The organism is Agrococcus sp. ProA11, assembly GCF_039880525.1.
Taxonomy (GTDB): domain Bacteria; phylum Actinomycetota; class Actinomycetes; order Actinomycetales; family Microbacteriaceae; genus Agrococcus; species Agrococcus chionoecetis.
The window spans coordinates 2349206-2373192 of sequence record NZ_CP156989.1 but is presented as its reverse complement, the minus strand read 5'-3'; the positions used below and the strand labels follow the sequence as shown (position 1 = coordinate 2373192).

General features: G+C 70.7%; 22 protein-coding genes and 3 tRNA genes. 19 read left to right on the top strand and 6 right to left on the bottom strand.

Annotated features, from left to right (window positions below; translation table 11 throughout):
- Positions 1-182: 182 nt before the first annotated feature.
- Positions 183-872, top strand: a complete 690-nt coding sequence (locus ABG090_RS11370; RefSeq protein ID WP_347754614.1) for an NAD(P)-binding domain-containing protein — start codon at positions 183-185, stop codon at positions 870-872.
- A gap of 117 nt (positions 873-989) precedes the next feature.
- On the opposite strand, the gene ABG090_RS11365 is transcribed toward ABG090_RS11370, so the two are convergent.
- The 3 genes from ABG090_RS11365 to ABG090_RS11355 all read right to left on the bottom strand — a co-directional run bounded on the left by ABG090_RS11365 (position 990) and on the right by ABG090_RS11355 (position 1325).
- Positions 990-1062: transfer RNA gene (locus ABG090_RS11365), tRNA-Phe, on the bottom strand.
- Positions 1063-1137: 75 nt separating this feature from the next.
- Positions 1138-1212: transfer RNA gene (locus ABG090_RS11360), tRNA-Asp, on the bottom strand.
- 40 nt (positions 1213-1252) lie between these two features.
- Positions 1253-1325: transfer RNA gene (locus tag ABG090_RS11355), tRNA-Glu, on the bottom strand.
- Between the two features lie 288 nt (positions 1326-1613).
- Between ABG090_RS11355 and ABG090_RS11350 the strand changes: the two genes are divergently transcribed.
- The gene (locus ABG090_RS11350) at positions 1614-3038 is read left to right on the top strand and encodes a peptidoglycan DD-metalloendopeptidase family protein (protein ID WP_347754612.1); all 1425 of its coding nucleotides are present in this window, start codon (positions 1614-1616) and stop codon (positions 3036-3038) included.
- 61 nt (positions 3039-3099) lie between these two features.
- Here ABG090_RS11350 and ABG090_RS11345 read toward each other — a convergent pair whose 3' ends face one another.
- Positions 3100-3645: an inorganic diphosphatase gene (locus ABG090_RS11345; RefSeq protein ID WP_347754611.1), complete on the bottom strand. Its 546-nt coding sequence runs from the start codon at positions 3643-3645 to the stop codon at positions 3100-3102.
- 47 nt (positions 3646-3692) lie between these two features.
- Here ABG090_RS11345 and tilS point away from each other — a divergent pair, with 47 nt between their 5' ends.
- The 10 genes from tilS to ABG090_RS11295 all read left to right on the top strand — a co-directional run bounded on the left by tilS (position 3693) and on the right by ABG090_RS11295 (position 12347).
- Positions 3693-4691 (top strand): tRNA lysidine(34) synthetase TilS, encoded by a 999-nt coding sequence (tilS, locus tag ABG090_RS11340; RefSeq protein WP_347754609.1) that lies wholly within the window; start codon positions 3693-3695, stop codon positions 4689-4691.
- Entirely contained in the window at positions 4684-5454 is a 771-nt protein-coding gene (locus ABG090_RS11335) for a hypothetical protein (protein WP_347754608.1), read from the top strand. Before tilS ends, ABG090_RS11335 begins: the two co-directional genes overlap by 8 nt.
- Positions 5455-5630: 176 nt before the next feature.
- Positions 5631-6173, top strand: coding sequence for a hypothetical protein (locus ABG090_RS11330; RefSeq protein WP_347754607.1), 543 nt, complete (start codon positions 5631-5633; stop codon positions 6171-6173).
- A 69-nt stretch (positions 6174-6242) separates the two neighbouring features.
- Positions 6243-6803, top strand: coding sequence for a hypoxanthine phosphoribosyltransferase (gene hpt, locus ABG090_RS11325; protein ID WP_347754606.1), 561 nt, complete (start codon positions 6243-6245; stop codon positions 6801-6803).
- A gap of 73 nt (positions 6804-6876) precedes the next feature.
- Complete coding sequence (locus tag ABG090_RS11320; protein ID WP_347754605.1) at positions 6877-7599, top strand: hypothetical protein; 723 nt, start codon at positions 6877-6879, stop codon at positions 7597-7599.
- An 89-nt stretch (positions 7600-7688) separates the two neighbouring features.
- A complete protein-coding gene (ftsH, locus tag ABG090_RS11315; protein ID WP_347754604.1) occupies positions 7689-9644 on the top strand; it encodes an ATP-dependent zinc metalloprotease FtsH in 1956 nt (651 codons plus the stop codon).
- Positions 9644-10210, top strand: coding sequence for a GTP cyclohydrolase I FolE (folE, locus tag ABG090_RS11310; protein WP_347754603.1), 567 nt, complete (start codon positions 9644-9646; stop codon positions 10208-10210). The genes ftsH and folE overlap by 1 nt, the downstream gene beginning before the upstream one ends.
- On the top strand, positions 10211-11389 hold the full coding sequence (folP, locus tag ABG090_RS11305; RefSeq protein ID WP_347754601.1) for a dihydropteroate synthase: 1179 nt from the start codon (positions 10211-10213) through the stop codon (positions 11387-11389). It abuts the gene before it with no gap.
- A gap of 23 nt (positions 11390-11412) precedes the next feature.
- Positions 11413-11886 (top strand): 2-amino-4-hydroxy-6-hydroxymethyldihydropteridine diphosphokinase, encoded by a 474-nt coding sequence (gene folK / locus ABG090_RS11300; RefSeq protein ID WP_347754600.1) that lies wholly within the window; start codon positions 11413-11415, stop codon positions 11884-11886.
- Positions 11883-12347, top strand: a complete 465-nt coding sequence (locus ABG090_RS11295; protein WP_347754599.1) for a DUF3180 family protein — start codon at positions 11883-11885, stop codon at positions 12345-12347. The genes folK and ABG090_RS11295 overlap by 4 nt, the downstream gene beginning before the upstream one ends.
- Before the next feature lie 3 nt (positions 12348-12350).
- Here the strand turns inward: ABG090_RS11295 and ABG090_RS11290 are convergent, their stop codons facing one another.
- Positions 12351-13340, bottom strand: coding sequence for an LCP family protein (locus tag ABG090_RS11290; RefSeq protein ID WP_347754597.1), 990 nt, complete (start codon positions 13338-13340; stop codon positions 12351-12353).
- 124 nt (positions 13341-13464) lie between these two features.
- Between ABG090_RS11290 and ABG090_RS11285 the strand changes: the two genes are divergently transcribed.
- The 6 genes from ABG090_RS11285 to ABG090_RS11260 all read left to right on the top strand — a co-directional run bounded on the left by ABG090_RS11285 (position 13465) and on the right by ABG090_RS11260 (position 19654).
- Positions 13465-13959 (top strand): PH domain-containing protein, encoded by a 495-nt coding sequence (locus ABG090_RS11285; RefSeq protein ID WP_347754595.1) that lies wholly within the window; start codon positions 13465-13467, stop codon positions 13957-13959.
- Positions 13956-15815 carry a PH domain-containing protein gene (locus ABG090_RS11280; protein ID WP_347754594.1) on the top strand — a complete coding sequence of 620 codons (1860 nt, stop codon included), beginning with the start codon at positions 13956-13958 and terminating at the stop codon, positions 15813-15815. The genes ABG090_RS11285 and ABG090_RS11280 overlap by 4 nt, the downstream gene beginning before the upstream one ends.
- Positions 15812-16507, top strand: coding sequence for a DUF2520 domain-containing protein (locus tag ABG090_RS11275; RefSeq protein ID WP_347754593.1), 696 nt, complete (start codon positions 15812-15814; stop codon positions 16505-16507). Before ABG090_RS11280 ends, ABG090_RS11275 begins: the two co-directional genes overlap by 4 nt.
- A gap of 115 nt (positions 16508-16622) precedes the next feature.
- Positions 16623-17480: a pantoate--beta-alanine ligase gene (gene panC / locus ABG090_RS11270; RefSeq protein ID WP_347754592.1), complete on the top strand. Its 858-nt coding sequence runs from the start codon at positions 16623-16625 to the stop codon at positions 17478-17480.
- A 120-nt stretch (positions 17481-17600) separates the two neighbouring features.
- Positions 17601-19340, top strand: a complete 1740-nt coding sequence (gene lysS, locus ABG090_RS11265) for a lysine--tRNA ligase (protein ID WP_347754591.1) — start codon at positions 17601-17603, stop codon at positions 19338-19340.
- A 38-nt stretch (positions 19341-19378) separates the two neighbouring features.
- Entirely contained in the window at positions 19379-19654 is a 276-nt protein-coding gene (locus ABG090_RS11260; protein WP_347754589.1) for a hypothetical protein, read from the top strand.
- Between the two features lie 166 nt (positions 19655-19820).
- On the opposite strand, the gene ABG090_RS11255 is transcribed toward ABG090_RS11260, so the two are convergent.
- The gene (locus tag ABG090_RS11255) at positions 19821-21278 is read right to left on the bottom strand and encodes a CPBP family glutamic-type intramembrane protease (protein WP_347754588.1); all 1458 of its coding nucleotides are present in this window, start codon (positions 21276-21278) and stop codon (positions 19821-19823) included.
- Positions 21279-21429: 151 nt separating this feature from the next.
- On the opposite strand from ABG090_RS11255, the gene ABG090_RS11250 reads away from it, so the two are divergent.
- Positions 21430-23910, top strand: a complete 2481-nt coding sequence (locus ABG090_RS11250) for an ATP-dependent Clp protease ATP-binding subunit (RefSeq protein WP_347754587.1) — start codon at positions 21430-21432, stop codon at positions 23908-23910.
- The last annotated feature ends 77 nt before the right edge of the window (positions 23911-23987 follow it).

The following is a 23987-nucleotide window of genomic DNA, read 5'->3' as shown; positions in this document are numbered from 1 at the left end:
GCTGCCGCTCGCGCCTCCCGTGCGCGCTGCGCGCTGGGGCGCCGCGGGTCGCGCGCATCGGCGCCGTGCAGCGTGCCTCAGGGCAGATGCGGCCGCGCTGGCGCAGCTGCGGCTGCGCTGGCGGGAATGCGGCTGTGCCGGCCTGCTGTTGAGACACTGGGAGACGACAGGGGAGTGGACGCATGGCGCAGCAGGCCGAAGCGAGCAGGGGCGGTACCGGAATCGTGGATCTCGAGTGCCAGACCCAGACGATCGCGATCCTGGGCGCAGGCAAGATCGGCACGGTGCTCGCGAAGCGCTCGCTCGCAGCGGGGCACCGCACGCTCATCGCCGGCTCCGGCAGCGCCGCGCGCATCCGACTGATCGTCGAGTACCTGGCGCCGGGCGCCGAGGCGATGGTGTCGGCGGATGCCGCTGCCGCGGCCGACGTGGTCATCCTCGCGCTGCCGCTGGGCCAGTACGAGCGCCTGCCGGTGGACGCGCTCGCCGGCAAGCTCGTGATCGACGCGATGAACTACTGGTGGGAGACCGACGGCATCCGCGACGAGTTCACGGATCCCGAGCGGCCGACGAGCACCATCGTGCAGGAGTTCCTGCCACGGTCGCGCGTCGTGAAGGCGTTCAACCACATGGGCTACCACGACCTCGCCGACGGACCGCGGCCCGCGGGCCATCCGCAGCGCCGTGCGATCGCGGTCGCCGGCGACGACCCGCGCGACGTCGAGCAGGTCTCGGCACTCATCGACGCCTTCGGCTTCGATCCCGTCGTGCTCGACTCGCTGGCGGAGGGTCTGCACCTGCAGCCGGGCTGGCCGGCGTTCGGCGCCAACGAGAGTGCCGCCGCGCTCAGAGCGCTCCTCGTGACCGACTGATTCGCGCCTTGCGCGTGTCTTGAGGCTCAGGAACGCCGCACGGGAATGCTCTGCGTTCCGGTGCGTTCCGGTGCGTCCGGAAACGACGAAGCCCCCGGCTGGCGGGGGCTTCTGCTGTGGCTCCGACGGGCGTCGATCCCGTGACCTCACGATTTTCAGTCGTGCGCTCTACCAACTGAGCTACAGAGCCGGACTCCGAGGAGTCAGGCGGACGCTCGTCCGCCCTTGCACAAGGCCCTCTCTTTCGAGAGGGCCTTCACAACCGCGACCCTGACGGGACTTGAACCCGCGACCTCCGCCGTGACAGGGCGGCGCGCTAACCAAACTGCGCTACAGGGCCTTACTGGTAGAACCCATCGTACAGAAGAATCCGTACTGAGTGACCCCAACGGGATTCGAACCCGTGCTGCCGCCGTGAAAGGGCGGTGTCCTAGGCCGCTAAACGATGGGGCCGAGTGCCGAAGCACACGACTACCGAGGAGAGACGTTACAGGACACGTGGCGCTTCGCGCAAACCGAGCGCACGCCGCCTGTCCGCAGCGCACGATCCGGGACGCCGGGAGCTTGCGAGGCGTCGTCGGGGCAGCTTCGCGACACGCCTGGCTGAACTTCGCCTGAACAAAACCTTCAGGTGGAACATGAAACTTGGTAGCGTGGCCCTGATTGTGTCGTGACAGTGGCGTGAGCTGGGTGCACGATGTTGAGCAACGCGGTGGCACGACGCCGCAAGATGGGAAGACCATGGCCCAGCCCGACCGGCAGGCGCAAGCGAGCGGAGCGCGCACGAGACTGCGGCGGCTCCGCATCGCCATCGCAGCCTCCGCAGCGGTCGCGACCGTGGTCTCGCTCACCGTGCTTCCCGGCACGCCCAGCGCCGACGCCGTCGACCAGTACGGATACCCGACGTGGTCGGAGGTCGAAGCCGCGCGGGGCAACGTCTCGGCGAAGAACCAGCAGATCGAGCAGATCCGCGGGCTCATCGCGCAGCTCGAGAGCGCCGCCGTCAACGCGCAGGCGGAAGCCGACCAGCGCGCCGCGGAGGCGATCGAGGCGCAGCGAGCGTACGACGAGGCCGTCGCGGTCGCCGCGCGGCTGCAGGAGCAGGCCGACGAGGCATCGGCGCGCGCCGAGGAGTCGCAGGTCGCCGCCGGACAGCTGGCTGCGCAGCTCGCGCGCTCGGGCGGCACCGGCGACATGAGCGCCGAGCTGTTCGCCAATCCCGGCTCTGCCGACAACTGGCTCTACCGGCTCGACATGATGGATCGCGTCGCGGGCACCGCCGACACGCTCTACCAGCAGGCGCAGCGCGACGCGAACACCGCGCAGTCGCTCCAGGATCAGGCCGCGGTGGCACGCGATGCGCTGCAGGGGCTCAAGGAGGCAGCGGATGCCGCCTACCTCGCGGCGCAGGAAGCCGCCGTGCAGGCGCAGGTCGCCGTCGAGGAGGAGCAGAACCACCGCGTCGAGCTTGAGGCGCAGCTCTCGGTGCTGGTCGAGAATCGCGCGGCGACCGAGCGGGACTACCAGGCGGGCCAGGCCTACCGGGCGTACCTCGCCGAGCAGGAGCGGCTGCGCATCGAGCGCGAGCGCCGCGAGGCCGAGGAGGCCAGGCAGCGCGCCATCGCCGAGCAGCAGCGGCTCGCTGCCGAGGCCGCAGCTGCTGCTGCGGCTGCGGCAGCTGCCGGGGGTGGCAGCTCGGGCGGCGGCGGCAGCAGCGGCGGAGGCGGCACCGTGCCCGTCGCACCGCCGGCCAGCAGCGGCTGGGTCACCCCGCACTACGGTCGATTCACCTCTGGCTACGGCTGGCGCAACGACCCGGTCGGCGTACTGGGCCGGAAGCTCCACGCGGGCATCGACATCTCCGCCGGATGCGGCACGCCGATCTACGCGGCCGCCGCGGGCACCGTGACGCTCCGCTCTCGCGACATCTACGGCGCCAACATGCTCTACATCGATCACGGCAACGGCGTGCAGACCGAGTACTTCCACATGAGCCGCGCGGCTCACGTGTACCCGGGCCAGCGCGTGAGCGCCGGACAGGTCGTCGCCTACGAGGGATCCACGGGTCACTCGACCGGTTGCCATCTGCACTTCCAGCTGCGCGTGAACGGCACCCTGGTCAACCCCGAGTCGTTCCTGAACGCGCGCGGCGTCTCGCTGCGCTGACGCCGGACGACGAAGGAGGGGCGCACCGTGCGGTGCGCCCCTCCTTCGTTGCGTGCTGGGATCAGTCGGTGACGTCGCGGCCGCCCTCAGGCTTCTCGACGGGCTCGTCGGTCTCGTCGCCATGCGCGGCGTCGAAGGCCGCGAAGCCGGCGCGCACCGTCTCCTCGGCGGCGGCAGCGCCCTGCCAGCCACCGAGCTTCGCCCACTTGCCGGGCTCGAGATCCTTGTAGTGCTCGAAGAAGTGCTCGATCTCGTTGCGCGTCTGCTGCGGCACATCCTCGATGTCCTGGATGTGCGCCCAGCGCGGGTCCTTCTCCAGCACGCAGATCACCTTGGTGTCGATGCCGCCGTCATCCTCCATGTTCAGCTGACCGATCGGGCGCGCCCGCACGAAGACGCCCGGCGGCACCGGGTACTCCAGCAGCACGAGCGCGTCGACGGGGTCACCGTCGAGGCCGAGTGTCCCCTCGAAGAAGCCGTAGTCCGTGGGGTAGACGAAGGTGGTGAACAGCACGCGGTCGAGGTAGACACGACCGGTCTCGTGGTCGATCTCGTACTTGTTGCGGCTCCCCTTGGGGATCTCGATGACAACGTCGTAGGCGGCCAACGGCGGCTCCTTCTCGTGGGGATGGGGAATCGGCATAAGGTTACTTCATGCCCGAAAACGACCGCCGTCCTCGGCTGACGCCCGCCGTCGCCGACGTGCGCCGGGCGGTCCGCGAAGCGACGGCAGACCTCGAAGCCGGGTCTCTGGTGCTCGTCGCGCTCTCTGGCGGACCCGATTCGCTCGCGCTGGCCGCGGCCACCGCATTCGAGGCGGAGCGCTCCGGGCTGCGAGCCGGCGCCGTGGTCGTCGACCACGGCCTGCAGCCGGGCAGCGCCGAGATCGCGGAGCGCGCAGCCGATCAGGCGCGCGAGCTCGGCCTGGACCCCGTGCGCATCATCCCCGTGCACGTCGCGCCCGACGGGAGCCCGGAGGCCGCCGCGCGCCAGGCGCGCTATGCCGCGCTCCTGCAGGTGCGCAAGGAGCTCGACGCCGCTGCCGTGCTGCTCGGGCACACGCTCGACGACCAGGCGGAGACCGTCCTCATCGGCCTCGCGCGGGGCTCCGGTGCCGAGAGCCTGTGGGGCATGCATCGTCGCATCGGCTTCCTGCGACGCCCGCTGCTGCAGGTGCGCCGAGCGACGACCCATCAAGCCTGCAGCGACGCCGGTCTGGCGCCCTGGCGGGATCCGCACAACGACGACGATCGCTACCTGCGCGTGCGCGTCCGGCATCGGGTGCTGCCGATGCTCGACGAGGTGCTGGGCGGTGGCGTCGCGCTCGCGCTCACCCGCACCGCCGACACGCTGCGCGAGGATGCCGAGGCGCTCGCCCACTTCGCGCAGGAGCAGATCCTCGACCTCGTCGAGCACGCCGAGGGCGGCCTGTCGCTCGACGCGGGCGCCCTGGCCGCGAACCCGCCGGCGCTGCGCCAGCGCATCATCCGCTTGGCGGTGCAGAGCGAGTTCCACGTTGCGCTGTCCCGCCAGCAGACGCTCGAGGTCTCGAGGCTCGTGACCGACTGGCACGGCCAGGGCCCGATCCACCTGCCCGGCATCCGCGTCACGCGGGAGGGCCGCAGGCTCGTCTTCGTCGCCGCACGTGGCTGACACCCGATCGGTGCGCACCCGGCGCATCACGACGTGCGCCGCCACCGCGCTGGTGCTTGCGCTGACCGCGTGCGCGCAGCCCGCGGTGGATGCGGTCCCCACGAGCGATCCCTCCGCCAGTGTCGAACCAACGACGACGGCGCAGCCGACCGCGGCGGCCTCGCCGAGCATGACTCCGGCCACGCCAGCGGATCCGCACGCCGACTGGCAGCAGATCGCGACTCCTAATGGCACCGCGACGTTCCTGATCCCGCCGGCGTGGAGCGCCGAGGTCGACGGCGAGGAGCTCGAGTACGACGGCGAGCTGCGCTGGCAGAACGTCGTCCACGTGCTCGACGAGTCAGGCACGGTGCAGCTCGGCTACGTGGATGGCCCGTTCGACGACGTCGGGGTCGCTGCGCGGTTCGGGGTCGTGGCTGGCGAGCGGGTCGAAACGCTGGACGATGCGGAGCGCGCGGCGGCAGAGCAGGACGTCCTCGACCCGTCGTATCTCGACCACGCGGCGCTGGCATCGTGGGCCGACAGCCTCTCCCCGGAGATCACGGCCGTGGTCTCCCTCGCGTTGTCCGCAAGCCTCGATGGGAATGCACAGCCGGTCCTCCTCGTGCAGGACAGTCAGCGCTCGATCTCGTTCAGCACGCAGCGTGAGATGAGCTCGATTGACGAGGCAGAGGCGTGGCTCGCGGGCGATGAGGCGGCTCGACTGCTGGAGATCATCGGCACGCTCGACCTGAACGCAGTGCCAGCGCCGGTGCTCCCGTGACCATCGCCGCGCGCCTGACGTTCACTGCCCTCGCGGGAGCCATCTGCATCGCGATCGCTGGGTGCGCTGCTCCTGCGCAGGAGACGCCTGCCGCGGCGCCTTCGGCACCTGCGACCACCGCCCCGGCAGTACAGCCGGCCCCGACCGATCCATCGACCACCGACCCCGCAGATCCGATGGCCGACTGGCAGACGATCCGGCTCGAGAGCGGCCGCACCCAGTTCCGGATCCCTCCGGGCTGGTCGGCCGACATCACCTTCGAAGAGACCGAGGTGGGTACCGTCGACCGCGCCGCCGTACTGCGACCGGACGGTCAGCAGCAGCTCCGTTTCGGACATACTCCCGGCGATGTCGGCGGCACCTGCGAGCCGAGTGCAGAGCTGTTGGAGTCGACACCCACCGCGCTCGGCGAGGGGCAAGGGTCCAGCGAACCAACCTTCGCCGCAGTCGCGGTCGAGCGGGAGGATGGCCGCTGGACGTTCGCCGCAGGCATCGCCGAGGCGTCGCACCTCACAGCACCGCTCGGATGCCCGTTCTACTTCCTCGTGGGAGGTCCGGGAGGCGGCGTCCTGACGTTCAGCACCGAGCTCGAGCTCCGGCCCTCTGGCGGCGACCCGCTCTGGATCGTCGACTCGCGCGATGCAGCGCTGGCCTATCTCGAGACCGAGGAATACGCGCTGCTCAAGCAGATCCTGCTCTCGCTGGAGTACCTCGTCTGAGCTCGTTCAGCCCTGACCGGCTGGCCGCGGGCGGTAGGTTTGTCGCACCGCCGATCGCCAGGAGCGCACATGGACTTCACGCACGTCGAGGGCGACCTCGCCAAGACCCTCATCACCGAGGACGAGCTGCACGCCAAGCTCGAGGAGCTCGCTCGCAGGATCGAGACCGACTACGAGGGCAAGGACCTGCTGCTCGTGGGCGTTCTGCGCGGCGCCGTGATGGTGATGGCCGACCTCGCGCGGGCGCTCAACCGCCACATCGAGATGGACTGGATGGCGGTCTCCTCCTACGGCTCTGCCACCGTCTCCTCGGGCGTCGTGCGCATCCTGAAGGACCTCGACAGCGACCTCACCGGCCGCAACGTGCTCATCGTCGAGGACATCATCGACTCGGGCCTGACGCTCTCGTGGCTGCGCGGCAACCTCGAGTCGCGCGGCGCCGCCTCGGTCGAGATCTGCACCATGCTGCGCAAGCCCGACGCGCTCAAGGTCGAGGTCGACGTGAAGTACTGCGGCTTCGACATCCCGAACGAGTTCGTCATCGGCTACGGCCTCGACTATGCCGAGCAGTATCGCAACATGCGCGGCATCGGTGTGCTCGCCCCGCACGTCTACACCGACGCCGAGTAGCCGGTGGCGACGGCCGAGGTGGGGATGGCCTGCCTTTCAGCACGAGGCCCCGTTCGTTTGGAAGAATGTTGACATGACGCTCCGCGCACGCCTGCTCGCCCCGATCACCGTGATCGTCGCCGCGGCGGCCCTGGTTGGTTGCTCGGCCACCCCCGAGCCGACCACGGGGCCCTCGATCCCGCCGGGCATCACGGCGCCGCCGCCCACCGCCCCGGCGACGCCCGAGGTCGAGATCCCCTCGGAGCTGCCCGCCGAGATCGCCGGCGTCGACACGAGCGAGTGGCAGCAGATCGGCGTGCCGAGCGGCACCGCCACCTTCCGCATCCCCGCCGACTGGTCGGTGCGCGAGGCCGAGGGCGGCGTCGACCTGCTGCGGGCCGACGGGCAGCGGCAGCTGCTCTACCGCGAGTCCCCTGACACGGGCGACGGCAGCTGCGTGAACGCCGACGGCGTCGCGGTCGCGTGGCGCACCGCCATCCTCGACCGCCAGGATGTCGAGCTCGCCGGGGCTCCCGGCACCGCGTTCGGCGCCGCCGGGCTGCTGCTGGGCGATCAGTGGATCGTCAGCGTCGGCCTGCGGCCGGCAGCGGACGCGCAGTCGCCCCGATGCCCGATCGTGAACGCCTTCGACTCGAGCACGGGCACGATCAGCTTCGGCTCCGAGACCGTCGTCACGGGTGCCGGCGAGGCGGCGGCATGGCAGGTGGCATCGCTCGAGGCCGGTCAGGCCTACCTGAGCGACCCCGAGTTCGCGACCATCCGCGCGATCCTCATGTCGCTCGAACTGCTGGCATAGCCCGTCGGCTGGCACCGGCTGAGAGCGAACAGCACGGCCGGGCTGACGCGCGCCCGATAGCCTGATCGCATCAGACTCAGAAGGGCGTCATGAGCTTCAAGAAGTTCCTGCGCGGACCGATCCCGTGGATCGTCATCGCAGTCCTCATCGTCGGTGTGGTGTTCAGCTTCTTCATCACGCCGCAGTTCCGATCCGTGCAGACGGACGTCGGGATGCAGATGATCGAGGACGGCCGCGTGCAGCAGGCGCGCATCGTCGACGGCGAGCAGCGCGTCGACCTCGAACTCTCCGACGCCGACCCCGAATTCGGCCAGCGCGTGCAGTTCTACTACGTCGAGCCGCGCGGCGACGCCGTGGTCGAGGCCATCACGACGGCCGACCCGGAGGGCGGCTACGTCGACGAGGTGCCGCAGGCCAACTGGCTGCTGTCGATGCTGGGCATCCTGCTGCCGGTGCTGCTGCTGGCGGGCCTGTTCTACTTCTTCATGATGCGCATGGCCGGCGGCAACCGCGGCGTCATGCAGTTCGGCAAGTCGAAGGCGACGCTGATCACCAAGGACATGCCGCAGGTGAAGTTCTCGGATGTCGCGGGCGCCGACGAGGCCGTCGAGGAGCTCCACGAGATCAAGGAGTTCCTGCAGGACCCGACGAAGTTCCAGGCGGTCGGAGCGCGGATTCCGAAGGGCGTGCTGCTCTACGGCCCTCCCGGCACCGGCAAGACCCTGCTCGCACGCGCCGTCGCGGGTGAGGCGGGTGTGCCGTTCTACTCGATCTCGGGCTCGGACTTCGTCGAGATGTTCGTCGGCGTCGGTGCCAGCCGCGTGCGCGACCTCTTCGAGCAGGCGAAGCAGAACGCGCCGGCCATCATCTTCGTCGACGAGATCGACGCCGTCGGCAGGCACCGCGGCGCGGGCCTCGGCGGCGGGCACGATGAGCGCGAGCAGACCCTCAACCAGCTGCTGGTCGAGATGGACGGCTTCGACGTCAAGACCAACGTGATCCTGATCGCGGCGACCAACCGCCCCGACATCCTCGACCCGGCGCTGCTGCGCCCGGGACGCTTCGACCGGCAGATCGGGGTGGACGCGCCCGACATGGCCGGGCGCGAGACGATCCTCGGCGTGCACGCGAAGGGCAAGCCGATCGCACCGGGCGTCGATTTCGCGGTGCTGGCCCGCAAGACCCCCGGCTTCACGGGAGCCGACCTCGCCAACGTCCTCAACGAGGCCGCGCTGCTCACCGCGCGCAACAACGCGACGCAGATCACGGATGAGGCGCTCGATGAGGCCGTCGACCGCGTGATGGCCGGCCCGCAGCGGCGGTCGCGGGTCATGAACGACAAGGAACGGCTCATCACCGCATACCACGAGAGCGGCCACGCCCTCGCGGCCGCCGCCATGCGCCACTCCGACCCGGTCACGAAGGTGACGATCCTGCCCCGCGGCCGCGCACTCGGCTACACGATGGTGCTGCCGGTCAACGACCGCTACTCGGTCACGCGCAACGAGCTGCTCGATCAGCTCACCTACGCGATGGGTGGCCGCGTGGCGGAGGAGATCGTCTTCCACGACCCCACGACGGGCGCGAGCAACGACATCGAGAAGGCCAGCGGCATCGCCCGCAAGATGGTGACCGAGTACGGCATGACGAGCGCGATCGGCGCGGTGAAGCTCGGCCAGGCGCAGGGCGAGCAGTTCTTCGGCCGCGACACCGGCTCCAGCCGCGACTACTCCAACTCGCTGTCGGAGGCAGTCGACCGCGAGGTGCGCGCCCTCATCGAGCAGGCGCACACCGAGGCGTGGCAGGTGCTCAACACCAACCGCGACGTGCTGGACAGGCTCGCGAGCGAGCTGCTGGAGCAGGAGACCCTCGACCACCTGAAGCTCGAGGCGATCTTCCACGACGTGCAGAAGCTGCCGGAGCGCCCGCAGTGGCTGTCGAACAGCGATCGACCGGTGAGCGACCGCCCGCCGATCGAGCTGCCCGTCTCGCAGCACGTCGACGAGGCCGTGGAGCCGGACACCGAGACCGAAGCACAGGTCTGATGGCGGTCGATCGCGAGCGCGTTGAAGCCGCCGTCCGCGAACTTCTGGCAGCGATCGGCGACGACCCCGGACGCGAGGGCCTCACGGACACGCCGCGGCGCGTCGCGACCGCCTACGGCGAGTACTTCGCGGGCGTCGGCGTCGACCCCACCGCCCAGCTCGACACGCTCGGGCTGGAGGGGGAGACGGGCGAGCTCGTGCTGCTGCGCGACATCGAGTTCCGCTCGATGTGCGAGCACCACCTGCTCCCGTTCACGGGGGTCGCACACGTCGCCTACCTGCCGGGCGACCGCATCACCGGTCTTGGGCGCATCCCCGCCGTGGTCGATGTCGTCGCCTCCCGACCGCAGATCCAGGAGCGGCTCACCGACGAGATCGCCGACGCGCTCGAGGTCGGTCTCGAGCCGCGCGGGGTGCTCGTCGTCGTCGAGGCCGCGCACGGATGCGTCGCGGCGCGCGGGCAGCGGCAGGCGAAGTCGACCACGGTGACGATGGCCAGCCGCGGTGAGCTCGCGAAGCCCATCGAGCGCGCCGAGATCATGGCGCTGATCGGGGAGCGCAGATAGATGACCGAGGTCTGGGGCATCCTGAACGTCACGCCGGATTCGTTCAGCGACGGCGGTCGCTTCGTCGACCCGGGGGCCGCGATCGCGCACGCCCGGCGCCTGCTGGCGCAGGGCGCGGATGTGATCGACATCGGCGGTGAGTCCACCCGGCCCGGCGCCGAGCCGATCGACCCGAGCGAGGAGCTCGCGCGCATCCTGCCCGTCGTGGAGGCGCTCGTGCGCGAGGGCGTGCGCGTCTCGGTGGACACGATCCACGCCGCAACTGGCCGCGCTGCCGTGGCAGCGGGCGCCGAGATCGTCAACGACGTCACGGCAGGCCTGCATGACCCCGAGATGCTGCGCACGGTGGCGGGCAGCGGCGCCCGCATCGTGCTCATGCACTCGCGCGGCATCGACGTCACGGTGGACACCGCGTACGAGGACGTGGTGGAGGAGGTCGCGCGTCACCTCGTCGAGCGCGTTGCGGCCGCCGAAGCTGCCGGGATCGGCCGCGACCGGATCCTCATCGACCCGGGGTTCGGGTTCTCCAAGGTTCCCGACGACAACTGGCGGCTGCTCGCGCAGCTGCGTCGCCTGACGGGCCTGTCGCTGCCGGTGCTGGTCGGCACGAGCCGCAAGCGCTTCCTCGGCGCGCTGCTGCCGGAGGGTGCCGCGGCCGACGAGCGCGACGGCCTCACCGCCGTGACCAGCGTGCTTGCCGTCCAGTCGGGCGCGAGCGCGGTGCGCGTGCACGATGTGTCGTCGACGGTCGCCGCGCTGCGAGCGCTGGAAGCGGTGGAGGCGGCCAGCCGCTCGAGCGCCGACAACGACGCCGACCGCGGCTCGATCCGGCTCGAGGGCATCCGGGCCTTCGGCCACCACGGGGTGCTGGCCGAGGAGCGCCGCGACGGGCAGGAGTTCGTCATCGACGTCGACCTCTCGGTGCGGGTCGGTGCGGCCGCGCGGACCGACCGCGTCGCCGACACGGTGCACTACGGCGAGCTCGCGCAGCGTATCGTCGCGGCCGTCGAGCGCGACCCGGTCGACCTGATCGAGACGCTCGCGGTTCGGCTCGTCGAGCTCTGCATGCAGCATCCGCTCGTCGACGCCGCGCACGTGACGGTGCACAAGCCGCACGCGCCGGTGGGCGTGCCGTTCGCCGACGTCTCGGTGAGCCTGGGCCGGGTCAGGCCGTGGTGAGATTCGGCCTCGAGCGTCGTGCCGTGCTATCGCTCGGCGCGAACCTCGGCGATCGCGTCGCCACCATCGACGCCGCCGTCCGCGCCATCGATGCGATCGACGGCATCCGCGTGCTCGGGCGCTCGAGCGCCTGGGAGTCGCCCTCCTGGCACCCCGATGGCGAGGGGCTCTCGCCCGACTACGTGAACATCATCCTGATGGTGGGCACGCCGATGGAGCCCGTCGATCTGCTCGACGCGCTGCAGGCGGTCGAGGACGCGCTGGGCCGCACCCGCGAACGGCGCTGGGCCAGCCGCACGATCGACATCGACATCGTGTCGATGGGCGGCATCGAGCACGCGGAGGACCGGTTGGTGCTGCCGCATCCGCGCGCGCACCAGCGGCAGTTCGTGCTGCAGCCGTGGCTGGAGCTGGAACCCGACGCCGAGCTGCCCGGGCACGGCCCGATCGCGGAGCTGGCCGACTACGTCGACGGCGACGTCTGGAGGCTCGCGTGACACGCACGAGCGCCGCAACCGTGCTGCTCACCGCCCTCGTCGCCGGCGCGATCGCGTGGCTGCTCGAGGGCATGCTCGTGATGAGCGGGCGCGTGGCCGTGGTGCCGCCGGTGACGCTCGGCGTTGCGCTCATGCTGCTCGGCGCGGTGCTGCTCGTGCTCGCCTGGCCGGTGCGGCAGGCGGCGCAGGGCAAGCGACGCATCGACTACCGCCATGCGACCGCCGCGCTGGGCTTCGCGAAAGCTTCCTCGCTCGTGGGCGCCATGCTCGGCGGCGCCGCCCTCGGCGCGCTGGGCTTCTTCCTCACCCGCTCGGTCGTGGCGACCGACGCGGTGGTCGCCGTCGCGGTCGTCGCCGTCGGTGGACTGGTGCAGCTCATCGCGGGACTGCTGGCCGAGCACTGGTGCGTGCTCCCGCCCGATGACGACGACGGCGCCGCGGTGGCGGGCAGCCCCGCCTGATCCCTACCGCTCGGGCGCGGGCTGGAAGGTCGTCATCGACTCCTCGTCGAACGCGGCCTGCACCTCGGCGAGCCCGTCCTCGTTGATGTAGACGACCGACTGCGAGCCCTCCATGCCGGTGCCGAGCGTCGGCATCGTGAAGGTCTGGATCTCTGAGCCGCTGATGCCGGCGAGCGACGGGGCGAGCGACAGCACCGTGCCGAGATCGACGGTGTCGGTGGTCGCGACGTGCGGCGAGACGGTCGCGAAGATGTCGGCGATCCGATTGGGGTTGGTCATGTTCTCGCGCGTCATCAGCTGCGACATCATGCCGCGCAGGAAGGCGCGCTGGTTGTGGGTGCGCTGGTAGTCGCCGTCGCTGAACGGGTAGCGTGCCCGCACATAGACCAGCGCCTCCTCGCCCTGCAGGGTGATGTCGCCCTGCGGGAAGTCGTAGCCCCGCTCGGCGAACGCGAGGTCGTTGTCGACGGTGACCCCGCCGAGCGCCTCCGTGAGCCCCTCGAAGCCCTCGAAGTCGATGATCGCGACGTGGTCGATGCGCTGATCGATGAGGCCCTCGACGGTCTGGACCATGAGCGGCACGCCGCCGAGCGAGAGCGCGCCGTTGACCTTGCCCATGCCGTGGCCCGGGATCTCGATCCAGGAGTCGCGCATGATCGACATGATCTGGACCGTCTGGCGGTCCGGCGGGATGTGCGCGACCAGGATGGTGTCGGCGCGGTCGCCGAGATCGGTCAGCAGCGAGCCGTCCTCGGCGCGCGAATCGCTGCCCAGCAGCAGCACGTTCACCGGCTGCGAGGGTCCCTCGACGACCTCAGGGCGGAGCGACTCCTCGGGGAATGCGGTCTCGATCGTCTCCACTTGCTGCACCGAGGGGTTGATGCGCAGGAAGTACCAGCCGATCGCCGCCAGCAGCGCGAGCACGATGACGGCGACGATGGTCACGGAGATCCAACGGCCGACGTGGCGCTTCCTGGGGATCGCTTCTGTCACTGCGGCAGTATCGCAGAACTGCGACGGAGCCTCGCCGCACTAGCCTGAGAGCAGGCCGAATCCGGTCGTCCGCGCCCGCGCCGCCGCGTCGGCAGGAGCACCCAGATCGAAGCAGGAGGAACCCGTGGCAGAGCGCCTGGAGGTCACCGGTCCGTGGCAGCGCGTCAGCATGCGCTACGCGAGCGTCGAAGCCGTCAGCACGGTCCTGTGGTGGCTCGTGCTCGGCGCGGGAGCCACCGTGCCGATCTGGCTCGCGAACGACGGCGACATGCCCTGGTGGGGCTGGCTGCCGCTCGCAGGCGCCGTGGTGCTCATCATCATCGGCGTGACCTTCTCGATCCTGCGCACCCGCACGATCGGCTACCTGGAGCGGCAGGACGATCTGCTCGTGCGCCGCGGCATGCTCTTCCGCCGATTCGTCGCGGTGCCGTACGGCCGCATGCAGATCGTCGACATCACGCAGGGTCCGGTCGAGCGGATGTTCGGGCTCAAGTCCCTGAAGTTCATCACGGCCGCCGCCTCCAGCGCGATCACGATCCCCGGCATGCCCGGTGAGTCGGCGGAGCAGCTGCGCGACCACCTGGTCGCCGTCTCGGAGTCCCGGCGGGCCGGCCTGTGACCGACCCCCACCGCCCGCAGCTGCCGCCTCCCGCCGACGCCGCGCGGGTGCCGCAGGTGGCGCGCGCGGAGGCGGCCGACCTGGTCGACGGCGAGTGGCACCGGCTGCACCCCGCCACCCCGCTGCTGCGCGGCGGCCTGTCGCTCATCATCTTTCTCGGCATCCTCTTCTCGATCTTCCGCGACCGGCTCATCGCGATCTTCGTGCCGGACGAGTTCGACGGGGAGTGGGCACAGGATCCGTTCGCCGACTTCATCGTCAGCCAGCTGCTGTGGGTGACGCTGGGTGTGATCGTGCTCGTGCTGGTGCTCATCGCGCTGTTCTGGGCCGGCTGGCGCGTGCACCGGTTCCGCATCACGGGCGAGTCGGTCGAGGTGGAGCAGGGCATCTTCGTGCGCAAGCACCGCCGAGCGCCGCTCTCGCGGATCCAGGCCATCAACATCCAGAAGCCGTGGTTCGCGCGCCTGCTGGGCGCCTGCAAGTTCGAGGTGCAGCAGGCAGGCAACGACTCCAACGTCGACCTCAACTACCTGCGCTCGTCGGTGGCGGATGCGCTGCGGTACGAGATCCTCAACCGAGCCTCCGGCCGCTCCGCCGCCGACAACGAGCGCCTCGCCGCGGAGCGCCGGCTCGCCGCCGGCGGCGGCCTGGTGGGCGACCTCCTGCGCCCTGACGCCGAGATCGCGCACCTCGCGCCCGACTCGCTCGTGCGCATCCCCGTCCAGCGCATCGTGCTCTCGTCGCTGCTCGACGGCTGGATCGTCTGGGCGGTGCTCTACATGATCGGCACGCTCGTGGTGGTGTTCGGCTTCCAGCAGTGGTGGGCGCTCTTCGCGGTGCTGCCGGCCGCGATCGCGTTCTTCGCCGCCGGCATGCGGTCGCTGGGTGCGAAGCTGCGCTACTCGATCGCCGCGACGCCCGACGGCATCCGCCTCGCCTACGGCCTGGCGTCGACGACCACCGAGATCCTGCCGCCGGGGCGCATCTTCGCGCTGCAGGTCAAGCAGCCGCTGCTGTGGCGGCCGTTCGGCTGGTGGCAGGTCACGTTCACCCGCGCCGGCAGGATCAAGTCCGACGGCTCCGGCCAGGGCGGCCAGAACTCGCAGATGGCGAGCTACCTGCTGCCGGTCGGCGATCTGCGCGACGTGCGCACCGTCATCGGCCTCGTGCTGCCGGAGCTCGCGCACTCGCCGCTGGTCGACCAGGGGCTGTTCGGCCAGGCGCCCGACGCATTCGTCGTCAGCCCGCCGCGCGCCCGCATCTTCCGCTGGTTCTCCGTGCGGCGCAACGGGTTCTTCGTGCACGATGCAGCCTTCCTGCTGCGCACCGGCCGCATCTGGCGCGCGCTGCAGCTGGTGCCGGCGCCGCGAGTGCAGTCGATCGCGGTGCAGCAGGGCCCGATCTACGGCGCCGCGCGGCTCGCGCGCGTGCAGTTTCACGTGCCAGACACGGTGCTCTCGCCGGGCATCGGAGCCATCGACCAGCAGGACGCGCACACGCTCTTCGAGCACGCGTCGCGCACGGTGAAGGCGGCGATGGCGGCGGATGCCTCGGAGTCGTGGGCATCGTCGCTCGTGCGGCACGCGGTGCTGCCTGCGCCTCCCGCCCCGGCAGGCTGGCAGCCGCCCGCGCCGCCCCAGCAGTGGCAGCAGCCGGGCGTGCCTCCGCAGCAGTGGCAGCAGCCGGGCCCGCCTCCGCAGCCGCGGCAGCAGCCTGGCCCGCCCCAGCAGTGGCAGCAGCCCGTCCCGCCCCCGCAGCCGTGGCAGCCACCGGCGCCGCAGCAGCCACCTTCGTTCGAGCAGCAGCCGCCGCCCGAGTCCGACCGGCACGACTCGACCCCGGACGAGCAGCGATGAAGCCCGGCAGGCTCGGCGTCGGCGTCATCGGCGCCGGCCGCGTCGGCCCGGTGCTCGCGGCAGCGCTCGCTGGCGCCGGACACGCGATCATCGGCATTGACGCGACCGGCGACGATGCGATCGAGCGCGCGGAAGCGATGCTTCCGGGTGTCGCGATCCTCGACATCCCCACGATCATCGAGCGCAGCGAGCTGGTGCTGCTCGCCGTGCCGACCGATGCGCTCGCAGACCTCGTCGCCGGGCTCGCCGCGACCGGCGCGTGGCAGCCGGGCCAGCTCGTCGTGCACACCGCGGCCGAGCACGGGATCGAGGTGCTGCGCCCCGCGCTCGAGCGCGGAGCGATCCCGATCGCCCTGCACCCCGCGATGACGTTCACCGGCACCACGCTCGACCTGTCGCGCCTGCTGGAGGCGACCATCGCGGTCACAGCACCCGGCCCCGTGCTGCCGATCGGGCAAGCGCTGGCGGTCGAGATGGGCGCGGAGCCGATCATCGTCGACGAATCGGATCGTGCCGCATACGCCGAGGCGGTCGCCGCAGCGCGGGAGTTCGCCGACGGGGTGGTCGCCCACGCCATGCGCCAGCTGCACGAGATCGGCGTGGAACGACCGTCGCGGGTGCTGGGCGGCGTCGTGCGCTCCGCAGTCGAGACGGCGCTGTCGCGCTACCCCGACCCGCCCATCGAGCCTTGACCCCGTCCGTCAACCGGTTCCGTGGCGCGGCGACGCGAATATCGCGTTGCCGGACCACAGGCCCGGTCGACGGGTGGCGGCGCGGGGTCCGCCCGAGCCCGCCTATCCTGTCCTGGTGCCTGTAGCCACCCAGACCCTGACGACCATCGAGCAGATGCGGGCGTTCGTCGCGAGCGAGCGGGCCGCGGGCCGCCGCGTCGCGCTCGTGCCCACCATGGGCGCGCTGCACGAGGGGCACCTGGCGCTCGTGCGCGCTGCCCGCACGCATGCCGACACCGTCATCGCCTCCGTCTTCGTCAACCCGATGCAGTTCGGCCCCCACGAGGATCTCGAGCGCTACCCGCGCACGCCCGACACCGACACCGCGCAGCTCATCGTGCTCGGCGCCGAGGCGATCTTCATGCCCGAGGACGACGAGATGTACCCGGATGGCCGCAGCGCCACCGTCGTCACTGCCGGCCACCTCGGCACGGTGCTCGAGGGCCGCAGCCGCCCCGGGCACTTCGACGGGGTGTTGACCGTGGTCACGAAGCTGCTCTCGATCGTCACGCCGGATGTGGCGTGCTTCGGCGAGAAGGATGCGCAGCAGCTCTTCCTCGTGCGCCGCATGGTGCGCGACCTGAACCTGCCGGTCGAGATCGTCGGCGTACCCACGGTGCGCGAGAGCGACGGTGTGGCCATGTCGAGCCGCAACGCGATGCTCGCGGCGGGGGAGCGGGAGGACGCCCGCATCCTGCCGCGCGCGCTCGAGGCGGCTCGTTCCGCCTCGGATCGCGGCGTCGAGTCGATGCTCGCCGCCGCCCAGTCGGTGTTCCAGGCGGACTCCGGCGTGAAGCTCGATTACCTCGCGATCGTCGACCCGCGCACCTTCGCCTTCGCCGGTGAGCAGCATCACGGACCCGTGCAGGTGCTCGTCGCCGCCCGGGTCGGCGCCGTGCGCCTGATCGACAACGCGGTCTTTTCGATCCCCTGACGCCGCCTGGATGCCCGGCGCTGCGCCTCCCGATACCTCGCCGGTCGGGCCTGATCGGCCGGTGCTGGGCGGGTCGGCGCCCGGCTCGGGTCCGCGCGGTCGCCGGTAGGATCGACAGTCGTGACCGAGACTCCGAACGACAGCACCGCACAGCACGAGCGCGCCGACTGGGTCTCGCGCATGGCCGACGAGGTGATCGCCGAGGCCGAGCGCCGGGGCACCACGCCGGTGGCCGCATCCGGCATCTCTCCCTCGGGTCCCGTGCACCTCGGCAACTTCCGCGAGGTGATGAGCCCGCACCTGGTGATCGACGAGATCCAGCGCCGCGGTCTCGACGGCGAGCACATCCTGAGCTGGGACGACTACGACCGCTTCCGCAAGGTGCCGGCCGGCATCGAGGGCGTCGACGAGTCATGGGGCGAGCACATCGGCAAGCCGCTCACGAGCGTGCCCGCACCTCCCGGCAGCCCGCACGACTCCTGGGCCGCGCACTTCCGCGCGCAGGCAGAGGAGGGCTTCGCCGCCGCCGGCGTGCGCTACCGCGGCATCAGCCAGACCGAGCAGTATGCGGCGGGCGCCTACACCGAGCAGATCCTGCACGCGATGCGCCAGCGCCGCGAGATCGACGCGATCCTCGCGCAGTACCGGACCCTGCCTGCCGCCAAGGATGAGGACGAAGCGCTGCAGCAGGCGCTCGACGCCTCCTCCGGCGCCGCATCCGAGGACGACGGCTCTGCCGGCGCCGAGTACTACCCCTACAAGCCCTACTGCACGAGCTGCGGCAAGGACCTCACCACGATCGAGGCCTACGACGACGACTCGACCGAGATGACCTACTCGTGCCAGTGCGGCCACGGCGAGACGGTGCTGCTGCGCGAGTTCCGCTCGGGCAAGCTCGTCTGGAAGGTCGACTGGCCGATGCGCTGGGCCTACGAGCGCGTGGTGTTCGAGCCCTCCGGCGTCGACCACCAGAGCCCCGGCTCCTCCTTCCAGGTCGGCCTGCAGCTCGCACCGGTGTTCGGCTGGGAGCGTCCGTACGGGCCCATGTACGCGTTCGTCGGCTTCGGCGGCGTCGCCAAGATGTCGTCCTCGCGCGGCGGTGCACCGACCCCCTTGGACGCGCTCGCCGTGATGGAGACGCCCGTGCTGCGCTGGCTCTACGCACGCCGCCGCATGAACCAGTCGTTCGACGTCGCCTTCGGCTCCGAGCTCCAGCGCACCTACGACGAATGGGATGCGCTGCTCAAGAAGGCAGCGGCCGGCACCGCGGGTGAGGCAGAGCTGGCGGCCCTCGAGCGCGCCACCTCGACGGCGCACGAGCGCATGGCGGAGACGCCGCGCCGCATCGCCTATCGCACCCTCGCATCCGTCGTCGACATCACCTTCGGCGATGAGGAGCAGGTGCTGCGGATCCTCGGCGGGCTTGATGCCGACAACCCCATCACCGACCTGGCCCCGCTCCGCCCCCGGCTCGACCGGGTCGAGGCGTGGGTCGCGACCCACATGCCTGCCGAGGAACACACTGCGGTGCGCGAGCGCGCCGACCGCGCAGCGCTCGAGGCGCTGACGGAGCAGGAGCGGGAGGCGATCGCCCTGCTGCTCGACGGCGGCCAGGGCCTGCCCCCAATCGAGGAGGCGTGGACGCTCGACGGACTGACGCACCAGGTCTACGGCGTCGCCAAGGTGCAGCGGGGCCTCGAGCCCGGCGCCATGGTGAAGGGCGACAAGGAGCTCTCCGCGGCACAGCGCGCCTTCTTCGCGCTGCTTTACCGGCTGCTCGTCGACCGCGAGACGGGCCCGCGCATCCCGACCCTGCTGCTGGCGATCGGACGCGAGCGCGTGCGCGATCTGCTCAGCTGAGCGACGTGTCGCAGGCGCCTGCCCGGTAGACTGGCCCCATGCCTGAGAGCTGGTGGGGGAACGCGATCTTCTCGCTCGTGCCGACGATCGTGCTCGGGCTCATCTTCTGGATGGTCATGCGCATGATCATCCGCGGCGACCGCACCGCGCGCATGGAGTACGACCGCATCGAGGCCGAGGAGCGCATCAAGATGGGCCTGCCGCCCCGAGGTGCTGCGCCCGCAGCCGTGGCGGAGGCTGCATCCGCCTCGCCCGCGCTCGGAGCCTCGGCGCCCACCCCCGATCGCTCCGCCCCGGGCGATCTGCCCAAGTAGCCCCGCGGCGCCCGCTCGCGACCCGGGGCGCTGACTGGTGCGCTTGCGCCGGACCGGTGCCGGCGCGCCAGCACCGCTCGCGCGGAAGTGCACCGCTCGGGCGCAGTGTGCGCCGGTCGAGGGCCGCACCGTGCCGAAATAGCGGCAGCGGTGGCGACGGCGCGGCTCAGCGCGCGGCTGACGCGGCCATCGGCTGAGGCGGCTGGGGCGGCTGCTGCTCGTGCTGCTGCGCGGGCGGCTCGAGCATGTCGGCCGCTGCGCTGCCGAGCGTGAAGCGCTGCACCCGGCGCATCGTGAGGTGCACCGCGAGGTAGGCGAGCCCGAGCGCTGCGGCGGTGATGCCCGTCGAGAGCCAGTCCTCACCGGCGACCGGCTGCGACGACGCGAATGCCGAGACGCCCGTGAGCGCGAGCGGCACCATGATGAACACGTTGTTGGATGCGTGCAGCACCGATGCCGCCTCGAGCCCGCCAGTGCGGTAAGTGAGCATCGAGCAGGTGAAGCCCACCAGGGCCAGCTGCAGGGTGGCGGCGAACGACGGATGCGCGTGCATCGCGCCGAAGAGCAGTCCCGTCGCGACGCCCGTCCAGACGGCGTTCCCGAAGCGGCTCGTCAGCACCCAGGGGCCGACGGCTGCCGCGAGCAGCGCGAGCAGCGACAGCGGCCAGGTCGCCGGCTGCAGCACGAGCACCAGCAGCACCGGGGGCAGCATCACGAGCGCCGGCACGTAGCGGTGCACGCGCCAGCCGCCCATCATCTGGGGCAGCAGGCCGCGGAAGGTGAACTCCTCACCGGCCGACTGCAGCGGCGTGGTCAGCAGCACGGCGATGACGAGTCCCCAGTTCGGGTTCCACTGCCATTCGATGGCCGGATCCATCCACAGCGACAGCCCGATGTAGAGGGCGAAGATCGGCACGATCACGAGCGCGGCGCGCGCCACGACGCTCCAGCGCCAGGAGGCAGCCACGCTCATGGCGTAGCCGGCGGCGTGCTTGCCGAACGCGGCCATCGCCACGATCGCGCCCGGGATCATCACGGCCCAGGCCATGTTCACGGCCGCCATGCCGAGCGGCGTGCCGACGACCGCCTCGATGAAGTCCATGCCCAGCTGCGTCTGGTCGGTGGGCAGATCCATCAGGTCGATCGTCTCGAGGAAGGCGCCGATGCCCGGCAGCATCAGCGCGATCGAGAGCAGCTGGCCGACGAAGAAGAAGCCGAGCGCGATCGCCCACGCGAGGAACCAGCGGCCGACTCGACGCTCGAGCGGCTGGAAGGCCATCGCGAAGGGCCGGCCCGACATCGGCAGCGCGGCGGGCAGGAGCGCGGGCTTCTTGGGCGCCGGAGGCTGCGTGGCGTGGCCCGGATGCGGGTGGAGCATCTGGCCGTAGCCGGGCTGGCCGAACGCGGGCTGGCCGTATGGCTGCTGGCCGTACGCGGGCTGCCCGTACGGCTGCTGGCCGAACGCGGGCTGCCCGTACGGCTGCTGGCCGTACGCGGGCTGCCCGTACGGCTGCTGGCCGGCGGGAGCCTGCCCGTACGGCTGCTGCCCATGCTGCTGCTGCACCCCGTGCGGGTGCTGCTGACCCTGCGGCTGATCCCAGGGTGGCGTCGTCTGATCGGTCACCGTGCTCCTCGCGTCGCGTCGAGGGTATCGAGCGCACGTTGGTGTTGCGTGAGCGGCACCAGTGAGGCGCCACCGGTCGCGCCGACAGCGAACAGCCGCATGTTGCCACCCGGCACGCGGCTACGCTCGGCATCAAGGAAGGGAGGCAGCGATGTTCGAGAGATTCACTGACCGCGCTCGCCGGGTCGTGGTGCTCGCCCAGGAAGAGGCGAAGCTGCTCAACCACAACTACATCGGCACGGAGCACATCCTGCTCGGCCTCATCCATGAGGGCGACGGTGTCGCCGCGAAGGCACTGGAGCAGCTGGGCATCTCGCTCGATGCCGTGCGCGCGCAGGTGCAGGACATGATCGGCACAGGCAGCCAGCAGACGTCGGGACACATCCCGTTCACGCCGCGCGCCAAGAAGGTGCTCGAGCTGAGCCTGCGCGAGGCGCTGCAGCTCGGCCACAACTACATCGGCACCGAGCACGTGCTGCTCGGGCTGATCCGCGAGGGCGAGGGTGTCGCAGCCCAGGTGCTCGTGAAGCTCGGCGCCGACCTCAACCGCGTGCGCCAGACCGTCAACCAGCTCCTGGCCGGCTACCAGGGCAAGGAGTCGACGACCGTGGGCGGCGACCAGGCCGCGCAGTCGGACGCCAAGGGGTCGCAGATCCTCGACCAGTTCGGCCGCAACCTCACGCAGGCCGCCAGGGACGCCAAGCTCGACCCGGTGATCGGGCGCGAGAAGGAAATCGAGCGGGTCATGCAGATCCTGTCTCGCCGCTCCAAGAACAACCCGGTGCTGATCGGTGAGCCCGGCGTCGGCAAGACCGCCGTCGTCGAGGGACTGGCGCAGGCGATCATCAAGGGTGAGGTGCCAGAGACGCTCAAGGACAAGCAGGTCTACACGCTCGACCTGGGCTCCCTGATCGCCGGCAGCCGCTACCGCGGCGACTTCGAGGAGCGCCTCAAGAAGGTGACGAAGGAGATCCGCACCCGCGGCGACATCATCACCTTCATCGACGAGATCCACACGCTCGTCGGTGCCGGCGCCGCCGAGGGAGCGATCGACGCTGCCAACATCCTGAAGCCGCTGCTCGCCCGCGGTGAGCTGCAGACGATCGGCGCCACGACGCTCGACGAGTACCGCAAGCACTTCGAGAAGGACGCCGCGCTCGAGCGCCGGTTCCAGCCGATCCAGGTCAACGAGCCGTCGGTCGCGCACACGATCAACATCCTCAAGGGGCTGCGCGATCGCTACGAGTCGCACCACAAGATCACCATCACCGACGGCGCGCTCGTCGCGGCGGCGAACCTCGCCGACCGCTACGTGCAGGACCGCTTCCTGCCGGACAAGGCGATCGACCTGATCGACGAGGGCGGCGCTCGCCTGCGGCTGTCGATCCTGTCGGCCCCGCCGGAGCTGCGCGAGTTCGACGAGCGGATCGCCGACGTGCGCACCCGCAAGGAGGGCGCCATCGAGGGCCAGGACTTCGAGGCTGCTGCACGGCTGCGCGACGAGGAGAAGGAGCTGCTCGGCGAGCGGCTGCGCCTCGAGAAGAAGTGGCGCAGCGGCAACGGCGGCCCCACGGGTGTGCTCGATGAGGGCGTCATCGCCGAGGTGCTCGCGAACGCGACCGGCATCCCGGTGTTCAAGCTCACCGAGGAGGAGTCGGCTCGACTCGTCTTCATGGAGAAGGCGCTGCACCAGCGCGTCATCGGCCAGGAGGAGGCCGTCAGTGTGCTGGCGAAGACCATCCGCCGCCAGCGTGCCGGCCTGAAGGACCCGCGACGCCCCTCGGGCTCGTTCATCTTCGCCGGGCCCACGGGCGTCGGCAAGACCGAGCTCGCGAAGGCGCTCGCGGAGTTCCTCTTCGACGACGAGGATGCGCTGATCTCGCTCGACATGTCGGAGTACAGCGAGAAGCACACCGTCTCGCGGCTCTTCGGCGCCCCTCCCGGGTTCGTCGGCTTCGAGGAGGGCGGCCAGCTCACCGAGAAGGTGCGTCGCAAGCCGTTCTCGGTCGTGCTCTTCGACGAGATCGAGAAGGCGCACGTCGACATCTTCAACTCGCTGCTGCAGATCCTCGAAGAGGGTCGCCTGACCGATGGTCAGGGCCGCGTGGTCGACTTCAAGAACACCGTCATCATCATGACCACGAACCTCGGCACCAAGGACATCTCCGGTGGCCCCGTCGGGTTCGTGCTCGAGGGCGACTCGGAGAACGACTACGACCGGATGCGCGGCAAGGTGCGCGAGGAGCTCAAGAAGAACTTCAAGCCCGAGTTCCTCAACCGCGTCGACGAGATGATCGTCTTCCCGCAGCTCTCGCCCAGCGAGCTGCTGCAGATCGTCGACCTGTTCATCGCGCGGCTGGCCGAGCGTCTGCTCGACCGCGACATGACGATCGAGCTGGCGCCGGCTGCCAAGCAGCGCCTCATCGAGATCGGCCACGATCCGGCGCTCGGTGCGAGGCCGCTGCGCCGCGCGGTGCAGCACGAGATCGAGGATGTGCTGAGCGAGAAGATCCTGCACGGCGAGCTGGGCGCGGGGGAGCACGTCACCGTGGACTTCGCGGACGGCGATTTCGTCTTCACCCACACGAGCCCGGAGCCGCACGAGCCGGAGCTCGAGCCCGTCGACGCCTGAGTCGGCACGGCGAGCGATCGCCGCGAGCGAAACAGGGGCCCCGCGAGGGGCCCCTGTTTCGCGTCATCGACGAGTGC